The organism is Micromonospora sp. NPDC005299, assembly GCF_042872345.1.
Lineage (GTDB): Bacteria > Actinomycetota > Actinomycetes > Mycobacteriales > Micromonosporaceae > Micromonospora.
On the sequence record NZ_JBIAKG010000010.1, the window covers coordinates 229,906 to 256,442 of the forward strand.

General features: G+C 73.1%; 22 protein-coding genes and 1 pseudogene. 11 read left to right on the plus strand and 12 right to left on the minus strand.

The window, feature by feature from the left end; translation table 11 throughout:
• The first annotated feature begins 68 nt into the window (after positions 1-68).
• Positions 69-863, plus strand: coding sequence for a hypothetical protein (locus ACFYPD_RS26225; RefSeq protein WP_387118704.1), 795 nt, complete (start codon positions 69-71; stop codon positions 861-863).
• Positions 864-872: 9 nt separating this feature from the next.
• On the opposite strand, the gene ACFYPD_RS26230 is transcribed toward ACFYPD_RS26225, so the two are convergent.
• The 8 genes from ACFYPD_RS26230 to ACFYPD_RS26265 all read right to left on the minus strand — a co-directional run bounded on the left by ACFYPD_RS26230 (position 873) and on the right by ACFYPD_RS26265 (position 9,298).
• Positions 873-1,652: an HAD-IIA family hydrolase gene (locus tag ACFYPD_RS26230; protein ID WP_151464833.1), complete on the minus strand. Its 780-nt coding sequence runs from the start codon at positions 1,650-1,652 to the stop codon at positions 873-875.
• A 34-nt stretch (positions 1,653-1,686) separates the two neighbouring features.
• Positions 1,687-2,718: a ferrochelatase gene (locus tag ACFYPD_RS26235; RefSeq protein ID WP_387118707.1), complete on the minus strand. Its 1,032-nt coding sequence runs from the start codon at positions 2,716-2,718 to the stop codon at positions 1,687-1,689.
• Between the two features lie 19 nt (positions 2,719-2,737).
• Positions 2,738-4,150: an RNA-guided endonuclease TnpB family protein gene (locus ACFYPD_RS26240; protein ID WP_387118710.1), complete on the minus strand. Its 1,413-nt coding sequence runs from the start codon at positions 4,148-4,150 to the stop codon at positions 2,738-2,740.
• A 32-nt stretch (positions 4,151-4,182) separates the two neighbouring features.
• Positions 4,183-4,950, minus strand: a complete 768-nt coding sequence (fabI, locus tag ACFYPD_RS26245) for an enoyl-ACP reductase FabI (RefSeq protein ID WP_387118713.1) — start codon at positions 4,948-4,950, stop codon at positions 4,183-4,185.
• Between the two features lie 24 nt (positions 4,951-4,974).
• Positions 4,975-5,679, minus strand: coding sequence for a 3-oxoacyl-ACP reductase FabG (gene fabG, locus ACFYPD_RS26250; protein WP_387118716.1), 705 nt, complete (start codon positions 5,677-5,679; stop codon positions 4,975-4,977).
• Positions 5,680-6,273: 594 nt separating this feature from the next.
• On the minus strand, positions 6,274-7,224 hold the full coding sequence (locus ACFYPD_RS26255; RefSeq protein WP_387118719.1) for a VWA domain-containing protein: 951 nt from the start codon (positions 7,222-7,224) through the stop codon (positions 6,274-6,276).
• A complete protein-coding gene (locus tag ACFYPD_RS26260; protein WP_387118777.1) occupies positions 7,221-8,213 on the minus strand; it encodes a DUF58 domain-containing protein in 993 nt (330 codons plus the stop codon). Before ACFYPD_RS26260 ends, ACFYPD_RS26255 begins: the two co-directional genes overlap by 4 nt.
• Entirely contained in the window at positions 8,192-9,298 is a 1,107-nt protein-coding gene (locus ACFYPD_RS26265; protein ID WP_387118722.1) for an AAA family ATPase, read from the minus strand. The genes ACFYPD_RS26260 and ACFYPD_RS26265 overlap by 22 nt, the downstream gene beginning before the upstream one ends.
• Positions 9,299-9,536: 238 nt before the next feature.
• On the opposite strand from ACFYPD_RS26265, the gene ACFYPD_RS26270 reads away from it, so the two are divergent.
• From ACFYPD_RS26270 to ACFYPD_RS26280, 3 genes are all read left to right on the plus strand, one after another.
• Positions 9,537-9,767 carry a hypothetical protein gene (locus ACFYPD_RS26270; protein WP_387118725.1) on the plus strand — a complete coding sequence of 77 codons (231 nt, stop codon included), beginning with the start codon at positions 9,537-9,539 and terminating at the stop codon, positions 9,765-9,767.
• A gap of 45 nt (positions 9,768-9,812) precedes the next feature.
• On the plus strand, positions 9,813-10,340 hold the full coding sequence (locus ACFYPD_RS26275) for a PH domain-containing protein (protein ID WP_387118728.1): 528 nt from the start codon (positions 9,813-9,815) through the stop codon (positions 10,338-10,340).
• A gap of 374 nt (positions 10,341-10,714) precedes the next feature.
• Positions 10,715-12,010, plus strand: coding sequence for a PH domain-containing protein (locus tag ACFYPD_RS26280; RefSeq protein WP_387118780.1), 1,296 nt, complete (start codon positions 10,715-10,717; stop codon positions 12,008-12,010).
• Between the two features lie 58 nt (positions 12,011-12,068).
• Here the strand turns inward: ACFYPD_RS26280 and ACFYPD_RS26285 are convergent, their stop codons facing one another.
• Positions 12,069-13,187: a phosphatase PAP2 family protein gene (locus ACFYPD_RS26285; RefSeq protein WP_387118731.1), complete on the minus strand. Its 1,119-nt coding sequence runs from the start codon at positions 13,185-13,187 to the stop codon at positions 12,069-12,071.
• 149 nt (positions 13,188-13,336) lie between these two features.
• On the opposite strand from ACFYPD_RS26285, the gene ACFYPD_RS26290 reads away from it, so the two are divergent.
• Both ACFYPD_RS26290 and ACFYPD_RS26295 read left to right on the plus strand, forming a co-directional pair.
• Entirely contained in the window at positions 13,337-13,741 is a 405-nt protein-coding gene (locus ACFYPD_RS26290; RefSeq protein WP_151464263.1) for a thioesterase family protein, read from the plus strand.
• Positions 13,738-14,568 (plus strand): MBL fold metallo-hydrolase, encoded by an 831-nt coding sequence (locus ACFYPD_RS26295; protein ID WP_387118734.1) that lies wholly within the window; start codon positions 13,738-13,740, stop codon positions 14,566-14,568. Before ACFYPD_RS26290 ends, ACFYPD_RS26295 begins: the two co-directional genes overlap by 4 nt.
• Positions 14,569-14,582: 14 nt before the next feature.
• Here ACFYPD_RS26295 and ACFYPD_RS26300 read toward each other — a convergent pair whose 3' ends face one another.
• On the minus strand, positions 14,583-15,029 hold the full coding sequence (locus tag ACFYPD_RS26300; RefSeq protein WP_387118737.1) for a MarR family winged helix-turn-helix transcriptional regulator: 447 nt from the start codon (positions 15,027-15,029) through the stop codon (positions 14,583-14,585).
• Positions 15,030-15,111: 82 nt separating this feature from the next.
• Between ACFYPD_RS26300 and ACFYPD_RS26305 the strand changes: the two genes are divergently transcribed.
• Positions 15,112-16,332 (plus strand): multidrug effflux MFS transporter, encoded by a 1,221-nt coding sequence (locus tag ACFYPD_RS26305; protein WP_387118740.1) that lies wholly within the window; start codon positions 15,112-15,114, stop codon positions 16,330-16,332.
• A 15-nt stretch (positions 16,333-16,347) separates the two neighbouring features.
• Here the strand turns inward: ACFYPD_RS26305 and ACFYPD_RS26310 are convergent, their stop codons facing one another.
• Entirely contained in the window at positions 16,348-17,277 is a 930-nt protein-coding gene (locus tag ACFYPD_RS26310; RefSeq protein ID WP_387118742.1) for a carbohydrate kinase, read from the minus strand.
• 333 nt (positions 17,278-17,610) lie between these two features.
• On the opposite strand from ACFYPD_RS26310, the gene ACFYPD_RS26315 reads away from it, so the two are divergent.
• Positions 17,611-18,732 carry a lytic polysaccharide monooxygenase gene (locus ACFYPD_RS26315; RefSeq protein WP_387118745.1) on the plus strand — a complete coding sequence of 374 codons (1,122 nt, stop codon included), beginning with the start codon at positions 17,611-17,613 and terminating at the stop codon, positions 18,730-18,732.
• A 63-nt stretch (positions 18,733-18,795) separates the two neighbouring features.
• Here ACFYPD_RS26315 and asnB read toward each other — a convergent pair whose 3' ends face one another.
• Positions 18,796-20,757 (minus strand): asparagine synthase (glutamine-hydrolyzing), encoded by a 1,962-nt coding sequence (gene asnB / locus ACFYPD_RS26320; protein WP_387118748.1) that lies wholly within the window; start codon positions 20,755-20,757, stop codon positions 18,796-18,798.
• Positions 20,758-20,868: 111 nt separating this feature from the next.
• Here asnB and ACFYPD_RS26325 point away from each other — a divergent pair, with 111 nt between their 5' ends.
• From ACFYPD_RS26325 to ACFYPD_RS26335, 3 genes and pseudogenes are all read left to right on the plus strand, one after another.
• On the plus strand, positions 20,869-22,344 hold the full coding sequence (locus ACFYPD_RS26325; RefSeq protein WP_387118751.1) for an aminopeptidase P family protein: 1,476 nt from the start codon (positions 20,869-20,871) through the stop codon (positions 22,342-22,344).
• 296 nt (positions 22,345-22,640) lie between these two features.
• Entirely contained in the window at positions 22,641-24,713 is a 2,073-nt protein-coding gene (locus tag ACFYPD_RS26330) for a hypothetical protein (protein ID WP_387118754.1), read from the plus strand.
• Positions 24,714-25,197: 484 nt separating this feature from the next.
• Positions 25,198-26,537: pseudogene (locus ACFYPD_RS26335) on the plus strand (hypothetical protein); the annotation flags it as partial.

A 26,537-nucleotide genomic window follows, 5' to 3' on the forward strand; every position in this document is an offset into this window, starting at 1 on the left:
TCGGGGCAGGTCACGCCGCCGGAGCGGCAGCCGAGACAGCGACGGCGGCGAGCACGTACCCTTTCGGCATGTCCTCCCCCGCAACGGGCGCGGCCACGCTGGCTCCGCGCCGGTCGAGCCGGTTCGTCGCCTGGGTACGCGCCTGGCGCGCCGGCCTGGTGCCCTTCGACGAGGTCGCCGACGAGATCGCCGGCGACGAGGAGCACCTGGTCGCCGACGCCCCCGGCACCTGGACCGACGTGTCCCTGCGGGAGGCGCTGCCCAGCCTGGCCAAGCTCTCCCCGGACGAGATCCGCCTGGTGCTGCCCGCTCCGGGCGACCCGCGCGGGCTGCCCGGCCCCGGCGACTTCGCCGGGGCCGCGCTGCTGGCCGGCGAGGCCGTGGTGGCCAGCGGGCTCGGGTTCGTCCCGGAGGTGCGCTCGCACACCTCGGGCTCGGGGATGACCTGGGAGACCGTGCTCTGGCGGGTCTACCCGCTGCCGGCCGACGCGCCGAAGGCGTCCCTCACCACGCCCGGCGCGGCCGAGGCGGAGGCCGAACTGGCCGTCGCGCTGGCCGAGACGACGGCCGCGCTGACCCGGCTCGACGTGGCACAGTGGCGGCCCGAGCTGGCCGGCGCGCTCGCCGCGCTGCGCCGCCCGGACGGCGGCACCGACCTGCCGCCCGGCTTCGACCCGCGGTCCCGCCGGCTGTTCGCCCGCGCGGCCGTGCTGGACCGGGTGCTCGCCCTGGCCGGGGAGAGCGCCCCGGGCGGGGCGGTGAACACGTTCGAGGCGCAGCAGCGGGACGCGGCGCTGCGGCCGTTGACGACCGCCTGCCGGCAGGCCCTGGTGGCCGCCTGCAACGCCCCGCTGCGACCCTGAGCCCCGGGCTCAGACCTCGTCGATCAGGTCGGCCACCGAGCCGACGATCCGGGACGGCCGGTAGGGGTAGCGCTCCGCCTCGGCCCGGCTGCTAATCCCGGTGAGCACCAGGATCGTCTCCAGCCCGGCCTCCAGGCCGCAGAGGATGTCGGTGTCCATCCGGTCGCCGATCATGGCGGTCGACTCGGAGTGCGCGTCGATGGTGTTCAACGCCGAGCGCATCATCATCGGGTTCGGCTTGCCGACGAAGTACGGCTCCACGCCGGTCGCCTTGGAGATCATCGCGGCCACCGAGCCGGCGGCCGGCAGCGCGCCCTCCACCGACGGGCCGGTCGCGTCCGGGTTGGTGCAGATGAACCGGGCCCCGTCGTTGATCAGCCGGATCGCCTTGGTGATCGCCTCGAAGCTGTAGGTGCGGGTCTCCCCCAGCACCACGTAGTCGGGGGCGAAGTCGCTGAGCACGTAGCCCACCGCGTGCAGCGCCGTGGTGAGACCGGCCTCGCCGATCACGTACGCGGTGCCGCCCGGCCGCTGGTCGGCCAGGAACTGGGCGGTGGCCAGCGCGGACGACCAGATCGCCTCCTCCGGCACGTCCAGCCCCATCCGGGCCAGCCGGGCCCGGAGGTCGCGCGGCGTGTAGATCGAGTTGTTGGTGAGCACCAGGAACGGCTTGCCGGAGGCGCGCAGCTTTTTGACGAACTCGGGCGCGCCGGGCACCGGCTGGCCCTCGTGCACCAGCACGCCGTCCATGTCGGTGAGCCAGCTCTGCACCGGCTTGCGGTCATGCATGTGTCGTCCCCATGGGTGTCGGAGGTGGTCGGGCTCAGGGCCGGCGGGACGGGGGCACGCAGCACAGCGCCGGGCAGGTGTCCCAGGTGGGCAGCTCGCCGAGGCGGCGGAAGAACCGCTGGCCGTCCGGGGCGTTCCGTTCCAGCACCAGCTCGCGGACCATCGCCACGAACCGCGGGTCGGTGCCCGGCGTGCCGGCGCGGGCGAAGTCCAGGCCGAGCTGCTTGGCCGTGTCGAGGGCCTCGGTGTCCAGGTCCCAGACCACCTCCAGGTGGTCGGAGACGAACCCGATCGGGCTGACCACCACGCCGGTCACGCCCTGGCCGGGGAGCGTGGCCAGGTGGTCGTTGATGTCCGGCTCCAGCCACGGCACCTGCGGCGGCCCGGAGCGGCTCTGCCAGACCAGGTCGTAGGGCAGGTCGGGCGCGGCGGCGGCGTGCACCAGCCGGGCGGTCTCCGCGAGCTGGGCGGTGTACCGGCCACCGTGCGGGCCGGCGGTGGCGGCCGCCGACACCGGGACCGAGTGCGCGGTGAACACCAGCCGGGTGCTGTCCCGCCGGGCCGGGTCGAGTTGCGCCAGCGCGGCCCTGACCGCGTCGGCGTGCGGCTCGACGAAGCCCGGGTGGTCCCAGAACTGGCGCAGCTTCTCGACCAGCGGGGCGTCCGGGCCGACCGCGGCCCGGGCCGCGGCGATGTCCTCCTGGTACTGCCGGCAGGACGAGTAGCCGCCGTAGGCGCTGGTGACGAAGGCCAGGGCCCGCTGGATGCCGTCGTCGCGCATCTGCGCGACCGTGTCGGCGAGCATCGGATCCCAGTTGCGGTTGCCCCAGTAGACCGGCAGGTCGACGCCATTGGCGGCGAAGTCCTCGCGGATCGCCGCGAGCAGGTCGCGGCACTGCTGGTTGATCGGTGACACCCCGCCGAAGTGCAGGTAGTGCTCGGCGACCTCGGCGAGCCGCTCGGGCGGCACGCCCCGCCCGCGGGTCACGTTCTGCAGGAAGGGCAGCACGTCCTCGGGCCGCTCCGGGCCGCCGAAGGAGACCAGCACCAACGCGTCGTACGCCATGGTCCCATTCTGCTTCCTACTAGTTGCTCATGGCTGAGCGGGGATGGTTCGCTCTCCGCTCGGCGGTGGCCGGGCTGGAGTCCTGGACCGGCAGTCTGGTCCGGTGGCGATCGGTCCTGTCCTGCAGAATCTGCTTCACCTTGTGGTCTGGGGTGTGCAGGGCGATGTCGGGGTCGCCGGCTCGCTGCAGGATGTTGATCGCGGCGTTCACGTCGGCCTGCCACACCACCCCGCACGAGGTGCAGTGAAGCCGGTCCCGGCTGCGTCGGCCGAAGGCGCCGCAGCGGTGACAGGTTTGTGAGGTGTAGGCGGCGTTGACGGGAACGAGCGCAGAACCTCTGCGCTCCGACACGTTCTTGAGGGCCTCGGCGGTGACCCCTTTGGTCCACGCGGCGAGACGCCGGTTGAGATTCTTGCCGAGCGTCTTGCGTCCGGCGAAGCGTTTGGTGAGGTCTTCGGCCACCACGGTGGCGGCCTCGTCCAAAACACGGTGCACGGCGGTGAAGATCTCCGTGCGCACCCGCGCTCGGTGCCGGGCGGCCTGCCGGTCCCGCTTCACGGTCCCGAGATTGTTGACCTTGATTCGGTGCGCCTTCGCGTGGTTACCACGCGCCGCGGCGGTGTTCGCGATCGAGCGCAGCATCGCCCGGCGCCGGTTACGTTCCTTCAGCCGGTCCGACTCACCGGACAGCAGCACGCCGAGCTGTACACCGTGGTGCTGACCGTTGGAGTCGGTCAGGGCTTCGCTGTAGCCCTTGTCAACGCCGACCGTCGCATCGCCGCACGGCCGTTGTGACGACCGCATCTTCGCCGCGTCGATTTGAAAGTGGACCTCCACCCGACCACCGCGCAAAATCAGCCGCAGCGTGCCCGTCGGGGCGACGGTCGTGGACAGCGGGATCTTGACCATCTTCCGGGGCTCAAGGCCTGGAACCGCCAGCCACAGCCGCCCACGCCCATCGAGGGCGGTGTTGTACTTGTCGGCGCGCACCACGATCTGGTCGTGTGTACGGTTGCGGCCCCGCTTCCAGTGTTTGCGCATCTGGCGGGTCAGGAACGGGTCATCAGCCCAATCGTCAACCTTCAACGCGGTGAACATCCGCTTGCGCTCGGCCGGATCGTTTGTGCGCCGGATAATCGCCCGACGGACTTCGACCTTCGCGGAGGTCATGTTTGCCGCGATATCGCCCATAGCGTCGCGGACAGTCTCCTTCCACGCGTTCGCCAGCACACCGAACTGCGTGTGTGTGCCGTCGGCCAGCCAGCGCTCCCGCAGTTGCCGATCCGTCAGCCCGGAGCCGACCCCGGCGACCGACCCGTAACGCTGCCACACCTCGCTGCGAACCCGACCCAATCGACGGGCTTGCTCCGTCAGGAGGTCATACTTACCCGGGTTCAGCCGGGCCGAGCCAGCGATACGGCTAACCTTCACTCGGCCATCCCCCCACGGTCCGGGCCGCCCCTTCAGGCGCCGATCGCGTGGTAACCGCCGTCTACGTGGACGATTTCGCCCGTGGTGGCGGGGAACCACTCGGACAGCAGCGCCAGGCAGGCCCGGGCGGCCGGCTCCTGGTCGGTCAGGTCCCAGCCCAGCGGTGCGCGCTCGGTCCAGGCGTCCTCGAACTGGTCGAAGCCGGGGATGGACTTGGCGGCGATGGTGCGCAGCGGCCCGGCGGCGACCAGGTTGCTGCGGATGCCCTGCTTGCCCAGGTGCAGGGCCAGGTAGCGGGAGGCGGACTCCAGCCCGGCCTTGGCCACGCCCATCCAGTCGTAGACCGGCCACGCCTTGGTGGCGTCGAAGGTGAGGCCCACCACGGCGCCGCCCGGCGACATGAGTGGCAGCGCCGCCATGGCCAGGGACTTGTAGGAGTAGGTGGAGACCTGGAGCGCGGTCGCCACGTCCTCCCAGGGCGCGTCGAGGAAGCCGCCGCCGAGGCAGCTCTGCGGGGCGAAGCCGATCGAGTGCACCACCCCGTCGAGGCCGTCGACGTGCTCGCGCACCTTGTCGGCCAGGCCGGCGAGGTGCTCGGTGTTGGTGACGTCCAGCTCGATCACCGGCGCCGGTTCGGGCAGCCGCTTGGCGATCCGCTCGACCAGGGAGAGCCGGCCGTAGCCGGTGAGCACGACCTGGGCGCCGTTCTCCTGGGCGAGCTTCGCCACCGAGAAGGCGATCGAGGCGTCGGTGATGACGCCGGTGACCAGCAGCCGCTTACCGGCCAGGAGTCCGGACATTGTGCAATCTCCTCCGTACTTTTCTCAGTGGCCCATGCCCAGGCCGCCGTCGACCGGGACGACGGCGCCGGAGATGTATCCGGCCGCGTCCGAGGCGAGCCAGGTGACGGCGGCGGCGACCTCCTCCGGGCTGGCCATCCGGCCCGCCGGGATCTGCTTGCGAATCTCCGCCCTGCGCTCCTCGGACAGCGCGGCGGTCATGTCGGTGTCGATGAAGCCGGGCGCCACCACGTTCGCGGTGATGTTGCGGCTGCCCAGCTCACGGGTGATCGAGCGGGCCACCCCGACCAGGCCGGCCTTGCTGGCCGCGTAGTTGACCTGGCCGGCGCCGCCGGCCAGGCCGACCACCGAGGAGATGAAGACCATCCGGCCCCACTTCGCGCGGAGCATCTTCGTCGAGGCCCGCTTCGCGACCCGGAACGCGCCGGTCAGGTTGGTGTCGAGCACCCGGGTGAACTGCTCCTCGGACATTCGCATGATCAGCGTGTCGTCGGTGATGCCGGCGTTGGCGACCAGCACCTCGACCGGACCCAGCTCGGCCTCGATCGCGGTGAACGCGGCGTCGACCGACTCGGCGTCGGTCACGTCACACTTCACGCCGAACAGCCCCGCCGGCGCCTCGCCGCCGCGGTAGGTCACCGCCACCCGGTCGCCCTGCTTGGCGAAGGCCTGCGCGATGGCCAGGCCGATCCCCCGGTTTCCGCCGGTCACCAGCACGGTACGGGCCACGGTTCCCCCTCTGCTCAGCTGATCTCTCGGTCGGTGGCGAGCCTAGGGGTTACCGGTAGGTAAGCGCTAACGCGGGCGGCCCCCCGGGACCCCCGCCGACCCGGTCGGACCGGGTGCGTGGACCGGTCGGCCGAGTGCGTGCCGCGGGTGCGCCGGGTGTACGATGATCGACGTTTGCGGGCAGTGGATCGCCCGCATCGTCGAGCCCCGCCGACCGGAGGAGGTGATCGCTGTGCGAGATAGCGATCCTCCCAGTCGTGGCCGGGCCGACCGTCAGCCCCGCTGAGCCACGACTCAGTCGGCGCGGCTGACCCCGCTTCCCGCCCTCCCGCACCACCCCGTCTCCTCGGCCACCCGCCGGGGCGACCGTGTCGCGCGGCCCGGCGGAGCAGCCCGGTCACGACTTCGTGTGCGTACATCCTGATCCACCTCCGCGGTCCGTCCCGCCCGGACCGTCCGTCGCCACGGAGCAGTCCCATGAGCCGTTACGTCGCCCCGCTGGGCTTCACCCTCGCCGCCGTCTGGGTGGCCGTCCTCTTCGTCCTGGCCGGCGGCGGTCACTGACCACCGCCGGCCGGGCCCGGCCGCCCCGCCTCAGATCAGGCGGGACGACCAGAGCAGGCTCAGCCCTCCCGCGCAGAGCGCGAGGAGCAGCGCGATGCCCGCGTACCACTGGGTGATCTCCCGCGGCTCGGTCCGGAACCCGATCGAGCTGCCCATGTCCTGGTAGACCTGCTTCAGCTCGCTGACCGAGGCGGCCTCGTAGAAGTAGCCCTGGGTCGTCTCCGCGAGCTGCGACAGCGCCGTCCGGTCCACCGGCACCCGCTGGAGCTGACCGCCGATGTCCACCTGCCCGGAGTCGGTGCCGAACGCGATGGTCGAGACCGGCACGTTGGCCGCCTGCGCCGCCGCGGCCGCCTCCTCCACCGAACGGCCCGAGGTGCGGTAGCCGTCGGAGAGCAGCACGATCCGGGCCGGCGGGATGCCGGCCGCGCCGTCCGCCGGCACCGAGCGGATCGCCTCCAGGCAGGTGAAGACCGCCTCGCCGGTCGCGGTCGCCTCGGCCAGCACCAGCCCGTCGATGGCGGTGGTCACCGCACCCCGGTCCTTGGTGGGCGGCACCAGCACGTTCGCCGACTTGGCGAACGAGACCAGCCCGAGGTTGTAGCTCTCCGGCAGCTCGCCGACGAACTGCTTGGCCGCCTCCTGCGCCGCCTCCAGGCGGTTCGGCGCCACGTCGTCGGCCTGCATGGACAGCGACACGTCGATGGCGAGCATCACGGTCGCCCGTTCGAGGGGCTCCTTGGTGTCGATCGCCGGCCGGGCCAGCCCCGTGGCGAGCACCAGCAGGCAGAGCAGGAACGCGGTGGCCGCCGCGTGCCGCCGCCAGCCCAGCCCTTTCGGCGCCAGGGTGCGCAGCAGGTCCACGTTGGTGAACCGCATCGCGTACTGCCGGCGGTGCAGCTGCCGCCAGACGTACGCGGCGGCGAGGGCGAGCACCGGCAGCACGGCCAGCAGCCACCACGGTTGCAGAAAACGGATCATCGAGTCGTCCCTCGGGTACGGGCGTGCCGCTGCGCGGCCACGAAACGCACCATGTCCAGCAGCCAGTCTCGGTCGGTACGCAGTCGCAGGTGAGCCGCGCCGGCACTGCGCAGCTCGGCGGCGATGGCCGCGCGCTGGGCTGCCGCCGACTCGGCGTACCGGCGGCGCAGGCCCGGGTCGGCGGTCTGCACCTCGTGCAGCTCCCCCGTCTCCGGGTCGACCACCGGCAGCACCCCCACGTCGGGCAGTTCCAGCTCGCGCGGGTCGACCACCTCGACGGCCAGCACGTCGTGCCGGACCCGCAGCTTACGGATCGGCCGGCCCCACTGCTGCGGCGGCGCGAGGAAGTCGGAGATCACCACCGCCACGCCCCGTCGGCGCGGCGGGCGGTTGAGCATGTCGACGAGGACGCCGAGGTCGCTGCGACCGGGTCGGATCTCGGTGCCGGCGATGGCCCGGAGCAGCCCCTGCGCCTCCTTGCGTCCGGCCCGGGCGGGCAGCCGCTGCAGCGTCCCCGGCCCGACGGGCGGGGAGCCGCCCCGCCACCGGCCCGCCGGCGCTGGCGCGCCCGTGCCGACCACCGCACCGATCCGGTTGCCGCCCCGGACGGTCAGGTGAGCCAGGGCGGCCGCCGCCGCGACCACCACGTCCCGCTTGAGCCACCGCCCGGTGCCGAAGTCCAGGCTGGCCGAGAGGTCGACCGCCAGCCAGGTCTCCAGCTCCCGGTCGGCCACCGTACGCCGGACGTGCGGCATGGTGGTGCGGGCGGTGACCGGCCAGTCCATCCGGCGCACGTCGTCGCCGGGGCGGTACTCGCGGGACTCCCCCGCCTCGCTGCCCGGACCGGGCAGCAGCCCGGCGTAGTCGCCCTGGAGCAGCCCGTCGAGCTTGCGGGTGACCATGAGCTGCAACCGGGCGAGGACGGCGCCGGAGCGCTCGCCGTTGGCCGGCAGGCGGGCGGGTGGGGTCACGGCCGCTGCCCGGGCCAGCCGCCGTGCGGGACGGCCGGTGGGGGCGGCGTGGCCTGCTGCCGGGGCGCGACCGCGGGCAGCGGGATGGTCGACATCACGCGGTGCACGATGTGGTCGGCCGGCACGTCGTCGGCGAGCGCGTCGTAGCTGAGCACCAACCGGTGCCGCAGGATGTCCGGGGCGATGTCCTGCACGTCCTGCGGCAGGGCGTAGTCGCGACCGCGCAGCAGGGCCAGCGCCCGGGTGGCCCGGACCAGGCCGAGCGAGGCGCGCGGGCTCGCGCCGTACTGGATGAGCTGCGCCACGTCGGGCATGCCGTGCTCGGCGGGGGCCCGGGTGGCGAGGACCAGCCGGACCGCGTAGTCGACCAGCGCGTTGTGCACGAAGACCTGGTCGGCCTTGTGCTGGAGCGCGATGAGGTCCGGGGTGTCGAAGACCCGGGCCGGCTCCGGCGGGGCGACGCCCATCCGGTAGACGATCTCGCGTTCCTCGGCGTCGGTCGGGTAGCCCACCACGATCTTCATGAGGAACCGGTCCCGCTGCGCCTCCGGCAGCGGGTAGACGCCCTCCTGCTCGATCGGGTTCTGGGTGGCCATCACCAGGAACGGGTCGGGCACCCGGTGGGTCTCGCCGCCGATGGACACCTGCCGTTCGCTCATCACCTCCAGCAGCGCCGACTGCACCTTCGCCGGGGCCCGGTTGATCTCGTCGGCGAGCAGGAAGTTGACGAAGACAGGGCCCAGCTCGACGTCGAACTTCTCACTGGACTGCCGGTAGATCCGGGTGCCCATGATGTCGGCCGGCACCAGGTCGGGGGTGAACTGGATCCGGGCGAACGACCCGCCGACCACCTTGGCCAGGGTCTCCACGGCGAGCGTCTTGGCGACGCCGGGCACCCCCTCCAGCAGGCAGTGGCCGCGGGCGAGTAGGGCCACGAACATCCGCTCGACCATCCGGTCCTGGCCGACGATCACCCGCTTGATCTCGAACAGCGCCCGCTCCAGCAGGGTGGCGTCCTGCGCCGGGGTGGTGGTCGCCGGGGGCGGCGCGTCCGGCGCGGCCTCGGTCGGGGTCGGGGCGTCGGGCGTGGTCGGCTGGGCCACCGGTCCTCCACAGCATGGTCGTCGTCGGCGTGGTGCGTATCAAGACTGTCATGCCTTGCTGGGAGCCGAGGGTGGGAGAGGGACGATTTTCGCCGCGCCGTCCCCCGGCTCGGAAAACCCTGAACACGGGTGGACAACAAGGGGTCCGGCGTGTGTACGATTCACCCCGTCGCCGGGCGGCTCCCCCCGTGGCCGCCCGGCGCTAAAGCTCCCGGCGCGCGGCCCTAGACTCGCCCCGGTGACCATTCCCACTTCCCCCGACGACGCGCTCGTCTGCTCGGCGCGGGGGTGTCGCGCGCCCGCTGTGTGGGAGCTGCGCTGGAACAATCCGCGCCTGCACCCGTCCGAGCGGCGCAAGACCTGGCTGGCCTGCCCCGCGCACCGCGGTTCGCTGGGCGACTTCCTCGACGCACGCGGCTTCCTGCGCGAGGTCGTACCGGTGCCCGGATCGCCTACGCTCGAATCGTGAGCGAGCGAACCAGTCAGCTCAGCGGCGAGCGCAGCGGATCACCCCGTGAACGGTGACGACCTCGCCGGCCGGCCGCCGGCCCCGACCGGTCCCCTGGAGCCCTGGCCGGACACCGTCCGGTGGCAGCCGATCTCCCGCGACCTGATCTGGGTGGAGCTGATCCGGCTCGGCATCGGTCTCGCCGTGGCGCTGGTGGTGCTCGGCGTGGCCTGGGCGGTCGCCGGTCACTGGCTGCTCGGCGCCGCCCTGGGCGTGGCGCTGCTGCTGGCCGCTTGGCGGGCGGTCACCATCGTCCGCGCGGTGCGCGCCTGGGGCTACGCCGAGCGCGCGGAGGACCTGCTGGTCCGGCACGGCCTGCTGGTGCGGCGGCTGTCCATCGTGCCGTACTCCCGGATGCAGTTCGTCGACGTGAGCGCGGGGCCCCTGGAGCGTGCCTTCGACCTGGCCACCGTGCAGCTGCACACCGCCGCTGCGGCGAGCGACGCCCGGGTGCCGGGCCTGCGACCGGCCGAGGCGTCCCGGCTGCGGGACCGGCTCACCGCGCTGGGCGAGGACCGGGCGGAGGGGCTGTGAGCGACGGCCCGGCCGAGCCGGAGCCCGGCGCCCCGCCGCCGCACCCGCCCCCCGCCGCGCCGCCGCCGGCCGGCGCCGAGCCGCCGCGGAACGGCCACCCGTGGCCACCGCAGCCCGGCTACGCCCACCCGCCCGGCCCCGCCGCCCCGGCCGGACCGTGGCCCGGGAACGCATACCCCGCGCCGCCGCCCGGCCACGGCACATCCACGCCGCCCGGCTACGGCCACCCGGCACCGCCACCCGGGTACGGCCCGCCCGCGCCGCCCTGGCCCGGGGCGGGTCATCCCGCACCGGCCGGACCCGGGCCGTTCGGGCCACCCGCGCCGCCCGGGCCCGGGGCGCCTCCCCCGGCCGGGGAGGAGCCGCGGCAGCGGCTGCATCCGCTGAGTCCGGCGCTGCACGGTGCGAAGTCGCTGGTGGTGGTGATCGCCGGACTCTCCTGGTCGACGCTGTCCCGGGTCGGCTTCGGCTGGTTCGCCGCGCTGGTCGCGGTCTTCGTCCTGGGCGCCACCGTGCTGTCGGTGATCAGCTGGTGGAACACCGGCTACCACGTGGTGGGGCGCGAGCTGCGGGTGCACGAGGGGCTGCTCTGGCGGCGTACCCGGGCGATCCCGCTGGAGCGGTTGCAGGCGGTGGAGGTGGTCCGGCCGCTGCTCGCGCAGCTCACCGGGCTGGCCGAGCTGCGGCTGGAGGTGGTCGGTGGGGGCAAGACCGAGGCGCCGCTGGCGTACCTGAGCGTGGCCGAGGCGACCGCGCTGCGGCACCGGCTGCTGGCCGTGGCGGGCCGCGCCCCCGAGGCCGCCCCGCCCGCCGCCCCCGGCACGCCGCCCGCGCCCGCCCCGGCCGGGCGCCAGCTGCACAGCGTCCGCAACCGGGACCTGCTGGTCAGCCAACTGCTCACCCCGCAGGCGTTCCTTCTGCCGTTCGGTCTGGCCTTCGTGGCGGCGCAGTTCGTCTCCGAGGGGTCCTGGTCGTTCATCGCGGTGGCCAGCACGCTGACCGCGATGGCCGGCGTGGTGCTGCAACCGGTCCGCCGGGTGCTCGACGACTGGAGCTTCCGGCTCGACCGGGACGGCGCCACGCTGCGGGTGCGCAACGGCCTGCTGGAGACCCGGGTGCAGACCGTGCCGCTGCACCGGGTGCAGACCGTCGGGGTGACCTGGCCGCTGCTCTGGCGAATGAAGGGCTGGCTGCGGCTGCGGCTGGAGGTGGCCGGCTACTCGTCCGCCGAGCCGGACGACCGCAACCGCCCGGACCGACTGCTGCCGGTCGGCGACGAGCGCACCGGCGAGATGGTCGTCGCCGAGGTGCTTCCCGGCGTCCGGCTGGGGGCGCTGCCCGCCACCCTGCCGCCCCGCCGGGCCCGCTGGCTGCGCCCGCTGAGCCGGGCGAGGGTCGGCGCCGGCCTCGACGAGCAGGTCTTCGTGGCCCGGTCCGGGCTGCTGACCCGCCGGTTGACGTTGGTGCCGTACGCCCGGATCCAGAGCGTGCGGGTGACCCAGGGCCCGGCGCAGCGACGGCTGCGGCTGGCCACCGTGCACGCGGACACGGCCGGCGGCTCGGGCGCGGCGGCCCTGGACCGGGACCTCGCCGAGGCGTGGGAGCTGGCGGCCGAGCTGACCGCACGGGCGCACGCCGCCGGCCGGAGCAGCCGGGGCCGGCCGAGCTGAGCCGGCCGGACGGTCAGCGCTCCGCCGGCACCACGTCCGGGCTGAGCCGGCCGGACGGTCAGCGCTCGGCCGGCACCGTGGCCGGGTCGCCGTCGGCCGCCCGGGTCGGCGCGGCGGGCGCGGCGTCGGGCGACGGGGTGGGGTCGGCGGCGGGCGCGGCGTCGGGCGACCGGGTGGGGTCGCCGGCGGGGGCCGCCTCCGTCGCCGGGGCGAGCGCGGCGCGGCGGGCCCGGCGGGCCGCCCACCAGCGTTCGGCCAGCCCGACCACCAGGAAGGTCAGGCCGACGTACGCCCAGCCGACCAGCACGTCGATCAGGTAGTGCTCGCCGCTGTAGATCAGGGTGAAGGTCATCGCCAGCGGGTACGCCAGCAGCAGCGGCCACCAGCGCTTCCGGGTCGCACGCAGGAAGAACAGGACCACGAACAGGGCGAACGCGGTGTGCAGCGACGGCATGGCGGCCACCGGGTTGGAGGCGATCTGCCCGGCGTTGAGCAAGTTGCCCGCGCCGTGCATGCCGATCTCCTTCCACCCGCGGGTGGAGATCCGGGCGACGTCGGAGAGCAGCCCGTTCTGGGCGGCCCACCACGGCGGGGCGGCCGGGTAGACGAAGTAGGTGGCCAGCCCGGCCGCGCAGAGGAAGCCCCAGCGCCGCATGTAGCCGCCCCAGCGCGCGCGGTCGCGCAGCCAGAGCACCGCGGCGGCGGCGAGCGTCGCCACGAAGTGCGAGAAGTAGATCCAGCTGACCAGCACGTCCCACCAGTGCACCTGGTCGGGCCGGTAGAGGTGCTGCTGAAGCCAGATCGTGGGCACCTCGCCGCCGGTGGCCCAGCCGGTCAGGAAGCGGTCGGCGACGATCAGCTCCATGGCGTGCGGCGTCGCTCCGTTGTCGGCGAACCCCCGGGAGAGGTTGTACGCGGCCAGCAGCAGCACCACGGGGATCCAGTCCCGGGCGAAGCGCAGGTGGCTGCGCCAGGGGCGGGACGAGTGCCAGGCGATAGTGCCCGCCCAGATCCACAGGAACGCGTACGCCGGGTCGGTCGGCAGGCCGATGGCGAGCCAGGCGGCCACGAAGGCGATCCCCCAGATCGCCATCGCCACCACGCGACGGCGCCCGCCGTCGGGGGACGCGGTCGGTCCGGCGGGGGCGGGGGGCGGGGGGTCAGTCAGCACGGCCATCGCGGACAAGGTTAACGGCGTGCGACGGGGCCGCCGACGCCGACCGCCCGCCGTCGGGGTCGGTCACCCCCGTCCGGGCCGTCGGGAGGGGGCCGGGGCGGGGGTCCGGACGCCGCCCGGGCCCGGGGCCGCTGCACTAGGCTCGGCCCATGCAGGAGCAGCCGGAGTCGCCCTTCGCCCCGGGCCTGACCGCCCGGGTCGAGCTGACCGTCACCGACACGGACACCGCGCAGGCGGTGGGCTCGGGTGACGTGCCGGTGCTCGGCACGCCCCGGGTGCTCGCGCTGGCCGAGGCGGCCACCGTGGCGGCGACCGCGACCCGGCTGCCGTCCGGGTCGACCACGGTCGGCACCCGCGTCGAGCTGGAGCACCGCGCGGCCACGCCGGTCGGGCGGACGGTGGCGGCGCGGGCCGAGCTGGTCAAGGTCGACGGCCGGCGGCTGACCTTCGAGGTGATCGTGACCGACGGGAACGAGGTGGTGGCCACCGGGCGGGTCGAGCGGGCGCTGGTCGACCGCCAGCGCTTCGTCGAGCGCGCCGTGCGGGCGTCATGACCGCCCGGTTCGTCGAGGTCGCCGACCGCGTGCACGTGCTGCGCGACCCGCTGCTGCACGTCAACGTGACGCTGGTGGTGGGCGACGGCGCGGCGCTGCTGGTGGACACCCTCTCCACGGCCGGGCAGGCCCGCGAGCTGGCCGAGGCGGCCCGCGCGGTCACCCCGCACCCGTGGACGATCGTCAACACCCACCACCACTTCGACCACTGCTTCGGCAACGCCACGCTGGCCGCCGACCCGCCCCGCCCGGTCTACGCGCACGCCCAGGCCGCCGCGGTGCTCCGCGACCACCCGGACGAGCTGCGCCGGGCCGCGTCCGAGGAGATGCGCGCGGAGCAGCCGGAACTCGCCGCCGAGCTGGCCCGCACCGAGCTGCTGGCCCCGACCCACCCGGTGCACGGCGAGGCGGTGCTCGACGTGGGCGGCCGGCGGGTGGTGCTGCACCACCCGGGGCACGGGCACACCGACGCCGACCTGGTGGTGCACGTGCCGGACGCGGACGTGCTGGTCGCCGGCGACCTGGTGGAGCAGAGCGGGCCGCCGGCCTTCGAGGAGTCCTACCCGGTGCAGTGGCCGGACGCGGTGGCCGCGCTGCTCCGGCTGACCACGCCCGCCACGCTGGTGGTGCCCGGGCACGGCGAGCCGGTCGACGTGGAGTTCGTCCGGGCCCAGCACGCCGACCTCGCCCGGCAGGCCTGGCTGATCCGGGCCGGCCACACCGGCAGCGCCCCGCCCGAGCGGGTGGCCGCCGAGTCGCCGTTCAGTGCCCGCCCGGGTCTCATCGCGGCCCGCCGCGGCTACGCCGAGCTCGACGGCGCCGCCTGACCGCCCGCGGCGGGTCAGGGGCGGGCGCGCAGGGCGCCGAGCAGGGCGTCGAGGTGCGGGGCGGCGGCGAGGATCGCCTCGCGGGCCGGCGGGTCGAGGGTGGCCAAAGCCTCGGTGAGCAGGGCGCTGCGGTGGGCCGCGTAGTCGGCCATCCGGGTGCGGGCGGCCTCGGTGAGGGCAAGCCGCACCACGCGGCGGTCCTCCGGATCGCGGTCGCGCGCCAGCAGCCCGGCGTCGGTGAGGTCGCGGACCAGCGTGCTGACCGTGTTCGGCGCGGTGCCCAGCCGCCGCGCGATCTCCTTGCCGCTGATCCCCGGCTCGGCCCGGACCAGGTGCAGCACCTCCACCTGCGCCTCGGGCAGGGCGTCCCGGTTGGCCCGGGCGACGACCTTGCGGCGGAGCAGCCGGTGCAGTTCCCCCAGCACGGCCCCGAAGCGCGCGATGGCCTCGTCGCTCGGCACGGAGTCACCTTCTTCACATCGCAATAGTTCTGGATACAGAGCTAAGGTTACCCGGAACTCGTCGACCTCAGGGGGAACCTGCGTGAGCCAGACCGTGCGGACCGCCGCGCGCCCGACCATCGACCCGCGGGCCGCACGGGGCGGCGCGACGCTGCTGGTGCTGCTCGGCACGCTCACCGCGATCGGCCCGCTCTCGCTGGACATGTACCTGCCGGCGTTCCCGGCGATGACCCGCGACCTCGGCGCCGACCAGGCCGGCATCCAGCTCTCGCTGACCACCTGCCTGATCGGCCTCGCCGTCGGCCAGTTCGTCACCGGTCCGCTCAGTGACCGGTGGGGACGGCGCCGCCCGGTGCTGATCGGCGTCGCCGCGTACGCCGTGCTCGCGCTCGTCTGCGCCGTGGCGCCGAACGCGCCGATGCTGGCCGCCGCGCGGTTCGTCCAGGGCCTGGCCGGTGGCATGGGGGTGGTGGTCGCCCGCGCGGTGGTCCGCGATCTCTACGCCGGCCGCGAGGCTGCGAAGTACTTCTCCCGGCTCACCCTGGTCTTCGGCGTCGCGCCGGTGGCCGCGCCGAGCGTGGGCAGCCTGGTGCTGCGGTTCGGCGACTGGCGGGCGGTCTTCCTCACCCTGGCCGCCATCGGGCTGCTGCTCTCCGTGGCGGTCGCCCTGCGCCTGCCGGAGACGCTGCCGGTCGAGCGCCGCAGCACCGGCGGCCTGGCCGCCACCGCCCGGACCATGCGGTCGCTGGTCACCGACCGGGTCTACCTCGGGTACGCGCTGACCCAGGGCTTCGCCTTCGCCGGGCTGTTCGCGTACATCTCCGGGTCGTCGTTCGTGTTCCAGGACGTCTTCGGCGTCTCCGCGACGGCGTTCAGCCTGATCTTCGGGCTCAACGCGCTCGCCCTGGTGGCCATGGGGCAGGCGAACGCGCGGCTGCTCGACCGGTTCAGTCCGCGCCGGCTGCTGGTCACCACGCTCGTGGTCGGCGTGGTCGCGGCGGCCGGCGTGCTCACCGGCGCCCTCGCCGGCAGCCTCGCCGTGGTCGCGGTGACGCTGTTCGCGTTCGTCGGCTCGCTGGGCATGGTGATGCCGAACAGCACGGCGCTGGCGCTGGACGCGCACGCCCGACACGCCGGCACCGCCGCCGCGCTGATGGGCGGCGTCCAGTCGGTGGTCGGCGCGCTCGCCGCGCCCCTGGTCGGTCTCGGCGGCGAGGGCAGCGCCACGCCGATGGCGATGGTGCTGGCCGTCGCGGCCGCCCTCTCCCTCACCGCCGTGCTCACCCTCGCCCGCCCGCGCTGACCCCGCGGCGGCCGGTCAGCGGAACCGGTCGGCCACCGCCTCCCGGCTGGGCATGGCGGTGGCCCCGCCGGGCGACTCGCAGACCAGGCCGGCCACCCGCAGGGCGAAGGCCACCCGGTCACGCCAGCCGGTCGGGTCCGCCGGCTCACCGGCGTGCAGCAGGTCGGCGATGAGCGCGCCCATCACCGAGTCGCCCGCGCCGGTGGCGTCCACCGCGTCGACCTTCGGCGCGGGGACGCGTACCACGTCGTCGGCGGCGGCGACCAGCGCGCCGTCCGCGCCGAGGGTGACCACCACGGTCCCCGCGCCCAGTTCCCGCAGGTACGCGGCGACGCCCTCGACCGGCTCGCGCGGGTAGAGGTGGCGCGCGTCGGCGGCGCTCAGCTTGACGAGGTGGGCGCTCGCGGCGAACTCGGCGACCACCGCGCGCAGGCCGTCCAGCGCGCCGGGGCCGGTGAGCAGGCTCGGGCGCACGTTCGGGTCGAAAACCCGCAGCGCCCCGGCCATCGCCCAGGCCCGGCGGGCGGCGGCCAGCACCGGCGGGTCGAGCAGCACGATCGAACCGCAGTAGAGCACCTGCGCGCCCTCGACCAGGGCCACGTCCAGGTCGTCGGCGGTGAGCAGCGCGTACGACCGGGGCTCGCCGTAGAAGCGGAAGTCCGGTTCCGCCCCGGCGAAGGTGGCGACCGCCAGCGCGGTCGGCGCCGGCACGCTCACCGCCCCGTCCAGCCCCACCCCGGCGGAGCCCAGGAAGGCGCGGATCCGCGTGGCGAGCGCGTCGTCGCCGAGCGACCCGACGAACTGGATGTCGCCGCCGAGCCGGGCCACCGCCACGGCAACGTTCAGCGGCCCGCCGCCGATCGCCTGCCGGTAGACGGGTTCCCCGTCGTGCTCGGCGTCGAGCAGGTCGACCAGCGCCTCGCCGAGCACCACCGCGTACCCCATCAGGGCTCCCTTCGTCCGTCGTACCCCCGATCCTGGCGCATGGCGGGGGCCCGGCGCGACGAGACGCCCGCATCGACGGGCGGCTATTGCGCGGGATAACCGGACGTGATGGGATTGCGCGTGCCGGGAGGGCGCGGGGGCTGCCGCGCCGCCGGCCGCCGGGTCGAGCCGACGCGAGGGCACTGACGGTCCGTGGGACGGACCGAGGCGGTGCGCGTCCCCCCGACGGCCCCGGCCGCACTCCGGCCGCCGGGCGTGGCACCGCGATCGTCGCATCCGCTCGTCGCAGCGGGGCCGGCCGTGCGGGTCGCGCCCCGCGAGTCAGGAGATCCCGTGCACCGATCCCGTACGGCCGCGCTGCTCACCGCGGCCGCCACCCTGGCCCTGGGCGCGTTCGCCCTGGCCACCGGCTCCGACCCGGCCGCCGCGCACGGCGCGGCGATGACCCCGGGCGCCCGGACCTACCTGTGCTGGAAGGACGGCCTCACCCCGACCGGGGAGATCAGGCCGAGCAACCCCGCCTGCGCGGCGGCGGTCGCCCAGAGCGGCGCCAACTCGCTCTACAACTGGTTCAGCGTGCTGCGCTCGGACGCGGGCGGCCGGACCGTCGGGTTCATCCCCGACGGCAAGCTGTGCAGCGGCGGCAACGCGAACTTCAGCGGCTACGACCTGGCCCGCACCGACTGGCCGGTCACCCACCTGACGGCCGGGCGGTCGATGGAGTTCCGCTACAGCAACTGGGCCCACCACCCGGGCACCTTCTACTTCTACGTGACCAAGGACAGTTGGAGCCCGACCCGGCCGCTGGCCTGGAGCGACCTGGAGGAGCAGCCGTTCCTCCAGGTGACCAACCCGCCGCAGCGCGGCTCGGTGGGCACCAACGACGGGCACTACTACTTCACCGGTTCGCTGCCGGCCAACAAGAGCGGCCGGCACATCATCTACTCCCGCTGGGTCCGCTCGGACAGCCAGGAGAACTTCTTCGGCTGCTCGGACGTGACCTTCGACGGCGGCAACGGGGAGGTGACCGGGATCGGCTCCGGCGGCACGCCGTCGCCGAACCCCACCACGCCCGGGCCTGGCCCCACCAGCCCGACGCCCACCCCGACCTCGCCGAGCCCGACCCCGACCTCGACGCCGACCATGCCGGGCGGCGCCTGCATGGCGGTGTACAAGGTGGTCAGCGCCTGGCAGGGCGGCTTCCAGGGCGAGGTCATGATCATGAACCACAGCACCCGGACCTACGCCGGCTGGACGGCGAACTGGACCTGGCCCAGCGGGCAGAGCATCACCCAGCTCTGGAACGGCACGGTGAGCACCACCGGGGCCGCCGTGACGGTCACCAACGCCGCCTACAACGGGAGCGTCCCACCGGAGGGCACCACCACGTTCGGCTTCACCGCGAACTTCTCCGGCACGAACACCCTGCCCACGGTCACCTGCACCGGCCGGTGACCCCGACGTGAGAGAAGGGCCCCCGGGGGTACGTCCCCGGGGGCCCCTCCGGCCACACCCGCGTCAGCGGACCATGCTGCCGACCACCGGCTTGGTGAGCAGGGCGGACTGGTTGCGCTGGATGCCCGGGTCGAGGGTCTTCGCCACGAAGATGGCGTGCCAGATGCAGAAGATCAGCACGGTCCACACCTTGCGCGAGTGGTCCGCCTCCTCCCGCTTGTGCTCGTCCAGCAGCCGCATGGCGTACGACAGGTCGATGAGGTCGCCCGCACCGGAGGTGGCCAGCACGTGCCGGGCCCACTCGTACATCTCGCCGCGCAGCCACACCCGGGTCGGGGTCGGGAAGCCCAGCTTCTTGCGGTTGACGATGGCCGGCGGCACCACGCCCTGCAACGCTTGGCGCATCGCGTACTTGGTGGCCTCGGAGCGGGGCGGCAGCTTCAGGTCGACCGGGATGCCCGCCGCCACGTTGAACACCTCGCGGTCGAGGAAGGGCACCCGGACCTCCAGCGAGTGCGCCATCGAGATCCGGTCGGCCTTGACCAGGATGTCGCCGCGCAGCCAGGTGTAGAGGTCGACGTACTGCATCTTGGTGACGTCGTCCAGCTCGGTGCACTCGGCGTAGATCGGCGCCGTGACGTCCGTGTAGCGGACCGAGGGGTCGTAACGGCGCAGCAGGTGCTGCTTCTCCTCCTCGGTGAACATCCGGGCGTTGCCGTAGTAGCGCTCCTCGATCGGGGTGGTGCCCCGCTCCAGGAAGCTCTTGCCCTTCACGCCCTGCGGGATGGCCTTGGAGACCGCCCGCAGGCCCTTCTGCATTCCGCCCGGCAGGCTGTTCACCGCGTTGAGCGACAGCGGCTCCCGGTAGATCGTGTAGCCGCCGAAGAACTCGTCCGCGCCCTCGCCGGAGAGCACCACCGTGACGTGCTCGGCGGCCTTCTTCGCCACGAAGTAGAGCGGCACCAGCGCCGGGTCGGCCACCGGGTCGTCCAGGTGCCAGACGATCTTCGGCAGCGCCTCGATCATGTCCTGCGGCCCGATCTTGGTCGGGATCGTGGTCACGTCGAGGTGCCGGGCCGAGTCCTGGGCCACGTCGATCTCGGAGTAGCCCGGCACGTCGTAGCCCACGGTGAAGGTGAGGATGTTCGGGTTGAACTCCCGGGCCAGGGCCACCACCGCGGTGGAGTCGATGCCGCTGGAGAGGAACGAGCCGACCGGCACGTCCGAGCGCATGTGCATCCGGACGCTCTCCCGCAGCGTCTCCCGGATCTCGTGGTAGAGCTTCTGCTCGTCGGAGACCGGGGCCGGCCGGAACACCGGCCGGTACCACCGGCGCACCTCGATCCGGCCGCCCGGCGTCCAGGTCAGGTACTCCCCCGACCCGATCCGGCTGATCCCCCGGTGCAGCGTGCCCGGCTCCGGGACGTACTGCAGGGTCAGGTAGTGGCTCAGGTTGGCCGGGTCGATTCCGGCGTCGCCCTGGTAGGCCGAGTGCGCGAAGGGCAGCAGCGCCTTCTTCTCGGAGGCGAGGTAGAGCCCGTCCTGGGTCTCCAGGTAGTGCAGCGGCTTGATGCCGAAGTAGTCCCGCGCGCCGAAGGCCCGCCGCTCCTGCCGGTCCCAGATCACGAAGGCGAACATGCCGCGCAGCTTGGTGAGCACCTGCTCACCCCAGTAGTGGTAGCCGGCGACGATCACCTCGCCGTCGCCGTTGGTGGCGAACTGGGCGCCGTAGTCGCGGATCAGCTCGTCCCGCAGCTCGATGTAGTTGTAGATCTCGCCGTTGAAGGTGAGCAGGTAGCGCTCGTTCGCGTAGGGCAGCGGCTCGTGGCTGAGCGCCACGTCGATGATCGCCAGCCGCTTGTGCGCGAACACCCCGTCCGCGTACCGGCCGGAGGCGTCGCCGACCACCTCGACCCCGGTCTCGTCCGGGCCGCGGTGGTGCAGGCACTCCAGTGCTCCGGCGATGTGGTCGCGGTGAGCGGCGGCGTCACCGCGCGCGCTGAAAAAGGCCAGGAGTCCGCACATGGTCGCCATCTTTCCACGCGCCGGAAGCCGCCGTCGCGGCACCGCAGGCACTCCCCGCTCCCGCCCGCGCGGTACCGTCTGGACCAGCGACGAGGCGCAAGGAGGCGGCGCATGGCCGAGGAGCGGACGCAGCAGGGCAAGCCGGCGGACGGCACCGAATCGCACGACCCGGACTTCCCGGAGGCGTTCCTGTCCTTCATGCGGCAGGGCTGGCGGGACACGGAGCTGCCGGTCGGTCCCCGACCGGAGGTGCCCAACCACGCCAAGCGGCGGGCCGCGCTGGCCGAGGCCTTCCCGGGGGAGACGCTGGTCATCCCGACCGGCACCGAGAAGGTACGCGCCAACGACACCGACCACCGGTTCCGGCCGGGCAGCGACTTCGCGTACCTGACCGGCGACCTGGAGCCGGACAGCGTGCTCGTGCTCCGGCCGGGCGGCGAGGCCACCCTGTTCATGCGGCCCCGGTCGTCCCGCGCGACCGACGAGTTCTTCCGCAGCCGGCACGGCGAGCTGTGGGTGGGCCGGCGGCCGACGCTGAAGGAGAAGTCGACCGAGCTGGGCCTGCCCACCGCCGACCTGACCGAGCTGGACGCGGCGCTCGCCGAACTGGCGCCGGGGCGGACCCGGGTGCTGCGCGGCTTCGACGCCCGGGTGGACGCCGCGGTGCGGCCGTACGACGGGGCGCGGGCCGAGGGGCAGCCGGGCCGCGACCGCGAGCTGGCCATCGCCATCTCGGAGCTGAAGCTGGTCAAGGACGAGTGGGAGATCGCCCAGCTCCAGGAGGCGTGCGACGCCACCGTCCGCGGCTTCGAGGACGTGGCCCGGGCGCTCCCGGCCGACCGGGCGGTCTCCGAGCGGCTGCTCGAGGGCGTCTTCGCGCTGCGCGCCCGGCACGACGGCAACGACGTCGGCTACGGCTCGATCGTCGGTGCCGGCGAGCACGCCACGATCCTGCACTGGGTGCACAACCACGGCGCCACCCGCCCGGGCGAGCTGCTGCTCATGGACATGGGCGTGGAGAACCGCAACCTCTACACCGCCGACGTCACCCGAGTGCTCCCGGTGGACGGCCGGTTCACCCCGCTCCAGCGCCAGGTCTACGACGCCGTCTACGCCGCCCAGCAGGCCGGCATCGACATCATCAAGCCGGGCGTGGCGTTCCGCGAGGTGCACCTGACCGCCATGCGGGTGCTCGCCGAGGCGCTGAAGGACCTCGGCCTGCTGCCGGTGAGCGTGGACGAGGCGATGGACCCGGCGTCGACGGTCTACCGCCGCTGGACGCTGCACGGCACCAGCCACATGCTCGGCATCGACGTGCACGACTGCGCCAACGCCCGCAAGGAGACCTACCGGGACGGGCCGCTCGGCGAGGGCTACGTGCTCACCGTCGAGCCGGGGCTCTACTTCCAGCCGGAGGACGAGCTGGTCCCCGAGGAGCTGCGCGGCATCGGCGTGCGGATCGAGGACGACATCCTGGTCACCGCCGACGGCTCGGTGAACCTCTCGGCCGGCCTGCCGCGCCGCTCCGACGAGGTGGAGACCTGGCTGGCCGAGCAGCGCGAGGCCGGCCCCCGCCTGCCCGGCTGACCGACAGGCACGACCCCCGGCGGGCCCGCCGCCGGCGTCTGCGAGGTTTCTCGCGGTAACGACGCCGGTGCCGGGCCCGTCGTCGTCTGCGCTGCCACGGCTCCCTGGTGTCGCTACGCCCCCACTGACGCCACCCGGCGGAACATGAGCCAAATGCGCGATTTCTTCGGATACGTCCGCGTCGCGAGGATCCTTCTCATACGGTGGCAATCAGAGGCTGCAACCGATTTGTAGCTGGTCGCTCGACCTGGGGCGGTGCGACCCCTTTAGGTAGACCGAAAGGGCGGAAGGCTCTGATGTCCAACGACGTAAGGAACAGCGACGGCGGGGCCCCGATGACCCCGTCGACGAACAGGCGGCGGGCCCTCCTGGTCGCCACCGGCGTGGCCGGGCTGACCGGCGTCGTCGGGCTGGCGGCACTCGGTGGCCTCGCGGCCCGCGACAACGACAAGTCCGGCACTCCGAAGGGCGTGGCCGAGAACCACGTGGCCGCGCCCCAGAACGCCGCCGACGCCGACAAGCGCGACCACGCGGACGACAAGGACAAGGACAAGGACAAGGACAAGGGCCGGTCGGACGAGGGCCGGGACCGTGGTGAGTGGGACGCGGACGGTGCGGATCACGGGAAGGTTCGGGAGGTGCCCTGTGACGACGAGGAGCTGGTCGAGGCGCTCGATCTGGCGAACCGGGATCACGGCGGCACGCTGAAGCTGGCGGAGAACTGCACGTACGAGCTGAACGTGAAGGACCGCAAGTTCGGCGCGTCCCTGCCGGAGATCCGGCAGGAGATCACGATCAAGGGCAACGGCTCGACGATCAAGCGGGACTCCGAGGACACGTTCCGGATCTTCCGGGTGGTCGACGGTGGTGACCTGACCCTGAAGGACCTCACCGTCAAGGGCGGCAACGCCACCGAGTTCAAGTACGGCGGCGGCGGACCCCAGGTCCCCGGCGCCCCGGGTGGCGGCCCGGGCATGGGCGCCCCGGGTGGCGGCCCGGTCATGGGCGCCCCGAGCAACGGCGCCTCGGGCAACGGCGCCCCGGGCAACGGCGCTCCGGGGGCTCCCGCCGCCCAGACCGCGCCAGGCGGGCAGGGCATGCAGGCCGCACCGGCCGCCATGGGCGCCCAGACCGCCGCCGCGGTGCAGGCCGCCCCGGCCGCGCCGGTCGCCCAGGGCTCAGGCTCGTGGTCGTCGGGTTCGGACTCGCGGGACAACGACAAGCGTGACGACGACAAGCGGGACAACAAGGAGGGCGAGGGTGACGGCGGCGCGCTCCTGGTCGAGCGCGGCGGCAGCGCCAACCTGATCAAGGTCAAGCTGACCGACAACAACGCCGAGAAGAACGGCGGCGCCATCGCCAACTTCGGCCGCGTGCACCTCGAAGACAGCAAGGTCACCGACAACCACGCCCGCGAGGACGGCGGCGGCATCTTCAACCGCGGCGTACTCAAGGTCGAGGAATCCCACATCGACAACAACACCGCCGGCGGCAACGGCGGCGGCATCGCCAACGGCAACGGCAAGAACGACAAGGACAACCACGACCCGCACAACTACGGGCCGAACAGCACCGAGCAGAACAGCTACGAGCAGAACGGCTACGACAAGAAGAAGAACGACAAGCACGACGAGGAAGCCGGCACCGTCGAGATCGTCGGCTCCGACCACGGCAAGGACGCCGTCCGCAGCACCCTGTCGGACAACCGCGCCGGCAAGAACGGCGGCGGCCTGTTCAGCTCCGGCGGCTTCGTCACCATCACCTTCACCGCCATCACCGGCAACACCGCCTGCGAGAACGGCGGCGGCATCTACGCCGAGAACACCGCCCTCAAGCTCGACCACGTCCTCGTCGCCAAGAACCACGCCGACGGAAACGGCGGCGGCATCGTCAACACCGGCGGCAAGGACAAGAAGAAGGACTGGTCCTCCAACGGCGGCGACAACAAGGAGCGCGACAACAAGGAGTCGGACGCCACCGCCACCATCTCCGACAGCACCATCGTCGACAACACCGCCAACCGCTTCGGCGGCGGCATCTTCAACGGCGAATGGCTCGTCAAGGTCGAAGACGGCTTCACCGAACGCAACGGGAGGGACAAGGACGACAACGCCACCCTCACCCTGCGCGACACCGAAATCAAGAAGAACACCGCCCTCAACGGCGGCGGCATCTTCAACAACAAGGGCAAGGTCACCCTGACCAAGACCCACGTCACCAAGAACACCGCCACCGACACCGGCAAGCTCCACCGCGTCGCCGGCGGCATCCTCAACAACGAGGGCAAGGTCAAGCTCGACGACAAGTCCACCATCACCAACAACGACCCCACCAACTGCGCCAACACCGTCGAGGACTGCTTCAACTGAACCACCACATAACCCGGGGAGTCCCTTTCCGCCGCGCCACGGCGGGAGGGACTCCCCTGCCCCCCGCGTCCCCGCCGGGTGGTTCGTCGCGGTCCCATCCGGTACGGGCCCTCCATGGCGACGGGCGGCCTTACGCCTCCGCGAGCCCTCTTCGCCAACCGGACGCCCTCCCGCACCTGCGGTTCCCTCTGGACCCCGCCGCGCTGGCCCACCCCTTATGCGGGTTTTTTTCGTATATGGGCACGAGGTGAAGAAGCTTCTCATACGTTGGTCTTCAGCAGCTACAACCGATTTGTAGCGGAGGCCGCCTCGCTGTGGCGAAGCGACCTTGTCGGGTACAAGGAGAGGGCAGAGAGCTCCGATGTCCAACTACCTTCGCAATAACGATGACGCTTCCCGTGAGAAGGTCTCCCCGCTCCGGCGCCGCCGGCTGTGGCTCGCCACCGGCGTAGTGGGCCTGACGGGAGCGGTCAGCCTCGCGGGTGTGGCCTACGCGACCACCGGGGTCACGGGCCCTCACCGGCTCGCCGACGTGAAGTGGTCGACCGCCCAGCTCACCAGTGACGACGCCGAGGGTTCGGAGGCCCGGGGCGACGACAAGGACAAGGACAAGGACAAGCGTGAGGAGGGCCGGGACCGGGGTGAGTGGGACCCGGACGGCGCGGATCACGGGAAGGTCCGGGAGGTGCCGTGTGACGACGACGAGCTGGTCGAGGCGCTCGACCTGGCAAACCGGGATCACGGCGGCACGCTGAAGCTGGCGGAGAACTGCACGTACGAGCTGGGCGAGAAGGACCGCAAGTTCGGCGCGGCCCTGCCGGAGATCAAGCAGGACATCACGATCAAGGGCAACGGCTCGACGATCAAGCGGGACGCCGAGGACACCTTCCGGATCTTCCGGGTCGCCGACGGCGGCGACCTGACCCTGAAGGACCTCACCGTCAAGGGCGGCAACGCCACCGAGTTCAAGTACGGCGGCGGCGGACCCCAGGTCCCCGGCGGACCGCAGTTCCCCGGCGCGCCGGGCAACGGCGCTCCGGGTGCCCCGGGTGGTGCCCCGGGTGGCGCCCCGGGTGGCGCCCCGGGTGGCGCCCCGGGCAACGGCGCGCCGATGGCGCCCGCCGCCCTGACCGCGCCGGCCGCGCCGGCCGCCCCGGCCGTCGCGGGCACCCAGACCGCCACCGCGGTGCAGGCCGCGCCGGCCGTCCAGGCCGCACCGGTCGCTCAGGGCGCGCCAGTGGCGGGGCCGGTCGGGCAGGACTCCGGTCCGCAGGGGTCGGGGTCGTGGGACAAGGACAAGGACAAGGACAAGCAGGGTGAGGGTGACGGTGGTGCGCTCCTGGTCGAGCGCGGCGGCAGCGCCAACCTGATCAAGGTGAAGCTGACCGACAACAACGCCGAGAAGAACGGCGGCGCCATCGCCAACTTCGGCCGCGTGCACCTCGAAGACAGCAAGGTCACCGACAACCACGCCCAGGAGGACGGCGGCGGCATCTTCAACCGCGGCGTACTCAAGGTCGTGGAATCCCACGTCGACAACAACACCGCCGGCGGCAACGGCGGCGGCATCGCCAACGGCAACGGCGACAACACCAAGCACGACCCGTACGGCCAGAACAGCACCGAGCAGAACAGCTACGACAAGAACAGCTACGACAAGAACAAGCACGACGAGGAAGCCGGCACCGTCGAGATCGTCGGCTCCGACCACGGCAAGGACGCCGTCAAGAGCACCCTGTCGGACAACCGCGCCGGCAAGAACGGCGGCGGCCTGTTCAGCTCCGGCGGCTTCGTCACCATCACCTTCACCGCCATCACCGGCAA

What these genes read in the sequence shown, in the direction of transcription:
- ACFYPD_RS26255 (WP_387118719.1), bottom strand. Translation starts at nt 7,224, where the DNA reads ATGATCCGTTTTCTGCAACCGTGGTGGCTGCTGGCCGTGCTGCCGGTG.
- asnB (WP_387118748.1), bottom strand. Translation starts at nt 20,757, where the DNA reads ATGTGCGGACTCCTGGCCTTTTTCAGCGCGCGCGGTGACGCCGCCGCT.
- fabI (WP_387118713.1), bottom strand. Translation starts at nt 4,950, where the DNA reads ATGTCCGGACTCCTGGCCGGTAAGCGGCTGCTGGTCACCGGCGTCATC.
- ACFYPD_RS26325 (WP_387118751.1), top strand. Translation starts at nt 20,869, where the DNA reads ATGGCCGAGGAGCGGACGCAGCAGGGCAAGCCGGCGGACGGCACCGAA.
- ACFYPD_RS26290 (WP_151464263.1), top strand. Translation starts at nt 13,337, where the DNA reads ATGCAGGAGCAGCCGGAGTCGCCCTTCGCCCCGGGCCTGACCGCCCGG.
- ACFYPD_RS26330 (WP_387118754.1), top strand. Translation starts at nt 22,641, where the DNA reads ATGTCCAACGACGTAAGGAACAGCGACGGCGGGGCCCCGATGACCCCG.
- ACFYPD_RS26235 (WP_387118707.1), bottom strand. Translation starts at nt 2,718, where the DNA reads ATGGCGTACGACGCGTTGGTGCTGGTCTCCTTCGGCGGCCCGGAGCGG.
- ACFYPD_RS26295 (WP_387118734.1), top strand. Translation starts at nt 13,738, where the DNA reads ATGACCGCCCGGTTCGTCGAGGTCGCCGACCGCGTGCACGTGCTGCGC.
- ACFYPD_RS26225 (WP_387118704.1), top strand. Translation starts at nt 69, where the DNA reads ATGTCCTCCCCCGCAACGGGCGCGGCCACGCTGGCTCCGCGCCGGTCG.
- ACFYPD_RS26285 (WP_387118731.1), bottom strand. Translation starts at nt 13,187, where the DNA reads ATGGCCGTGCTGACTGACCCCCCGCCCCCCGCCCCCGCCGGACCGACC.
- ACFYPD_RS26230 (WP_151464833.1), bottom strand. Translation starts at nt 1,652, where the DNA reads ATGCATGACCGCAAGCCGGTGCAGAGCTGGCTCACCGACATGGACGGC.
- ACFYPD_RS26310 (WP_387118742.1), bottom strand. Translation starts at nt 17,277, where the DNA reads ATGGGGTACGCGGTGGTGCTCGGCGAGGCGCTGGTCGACCTGCTCGAC.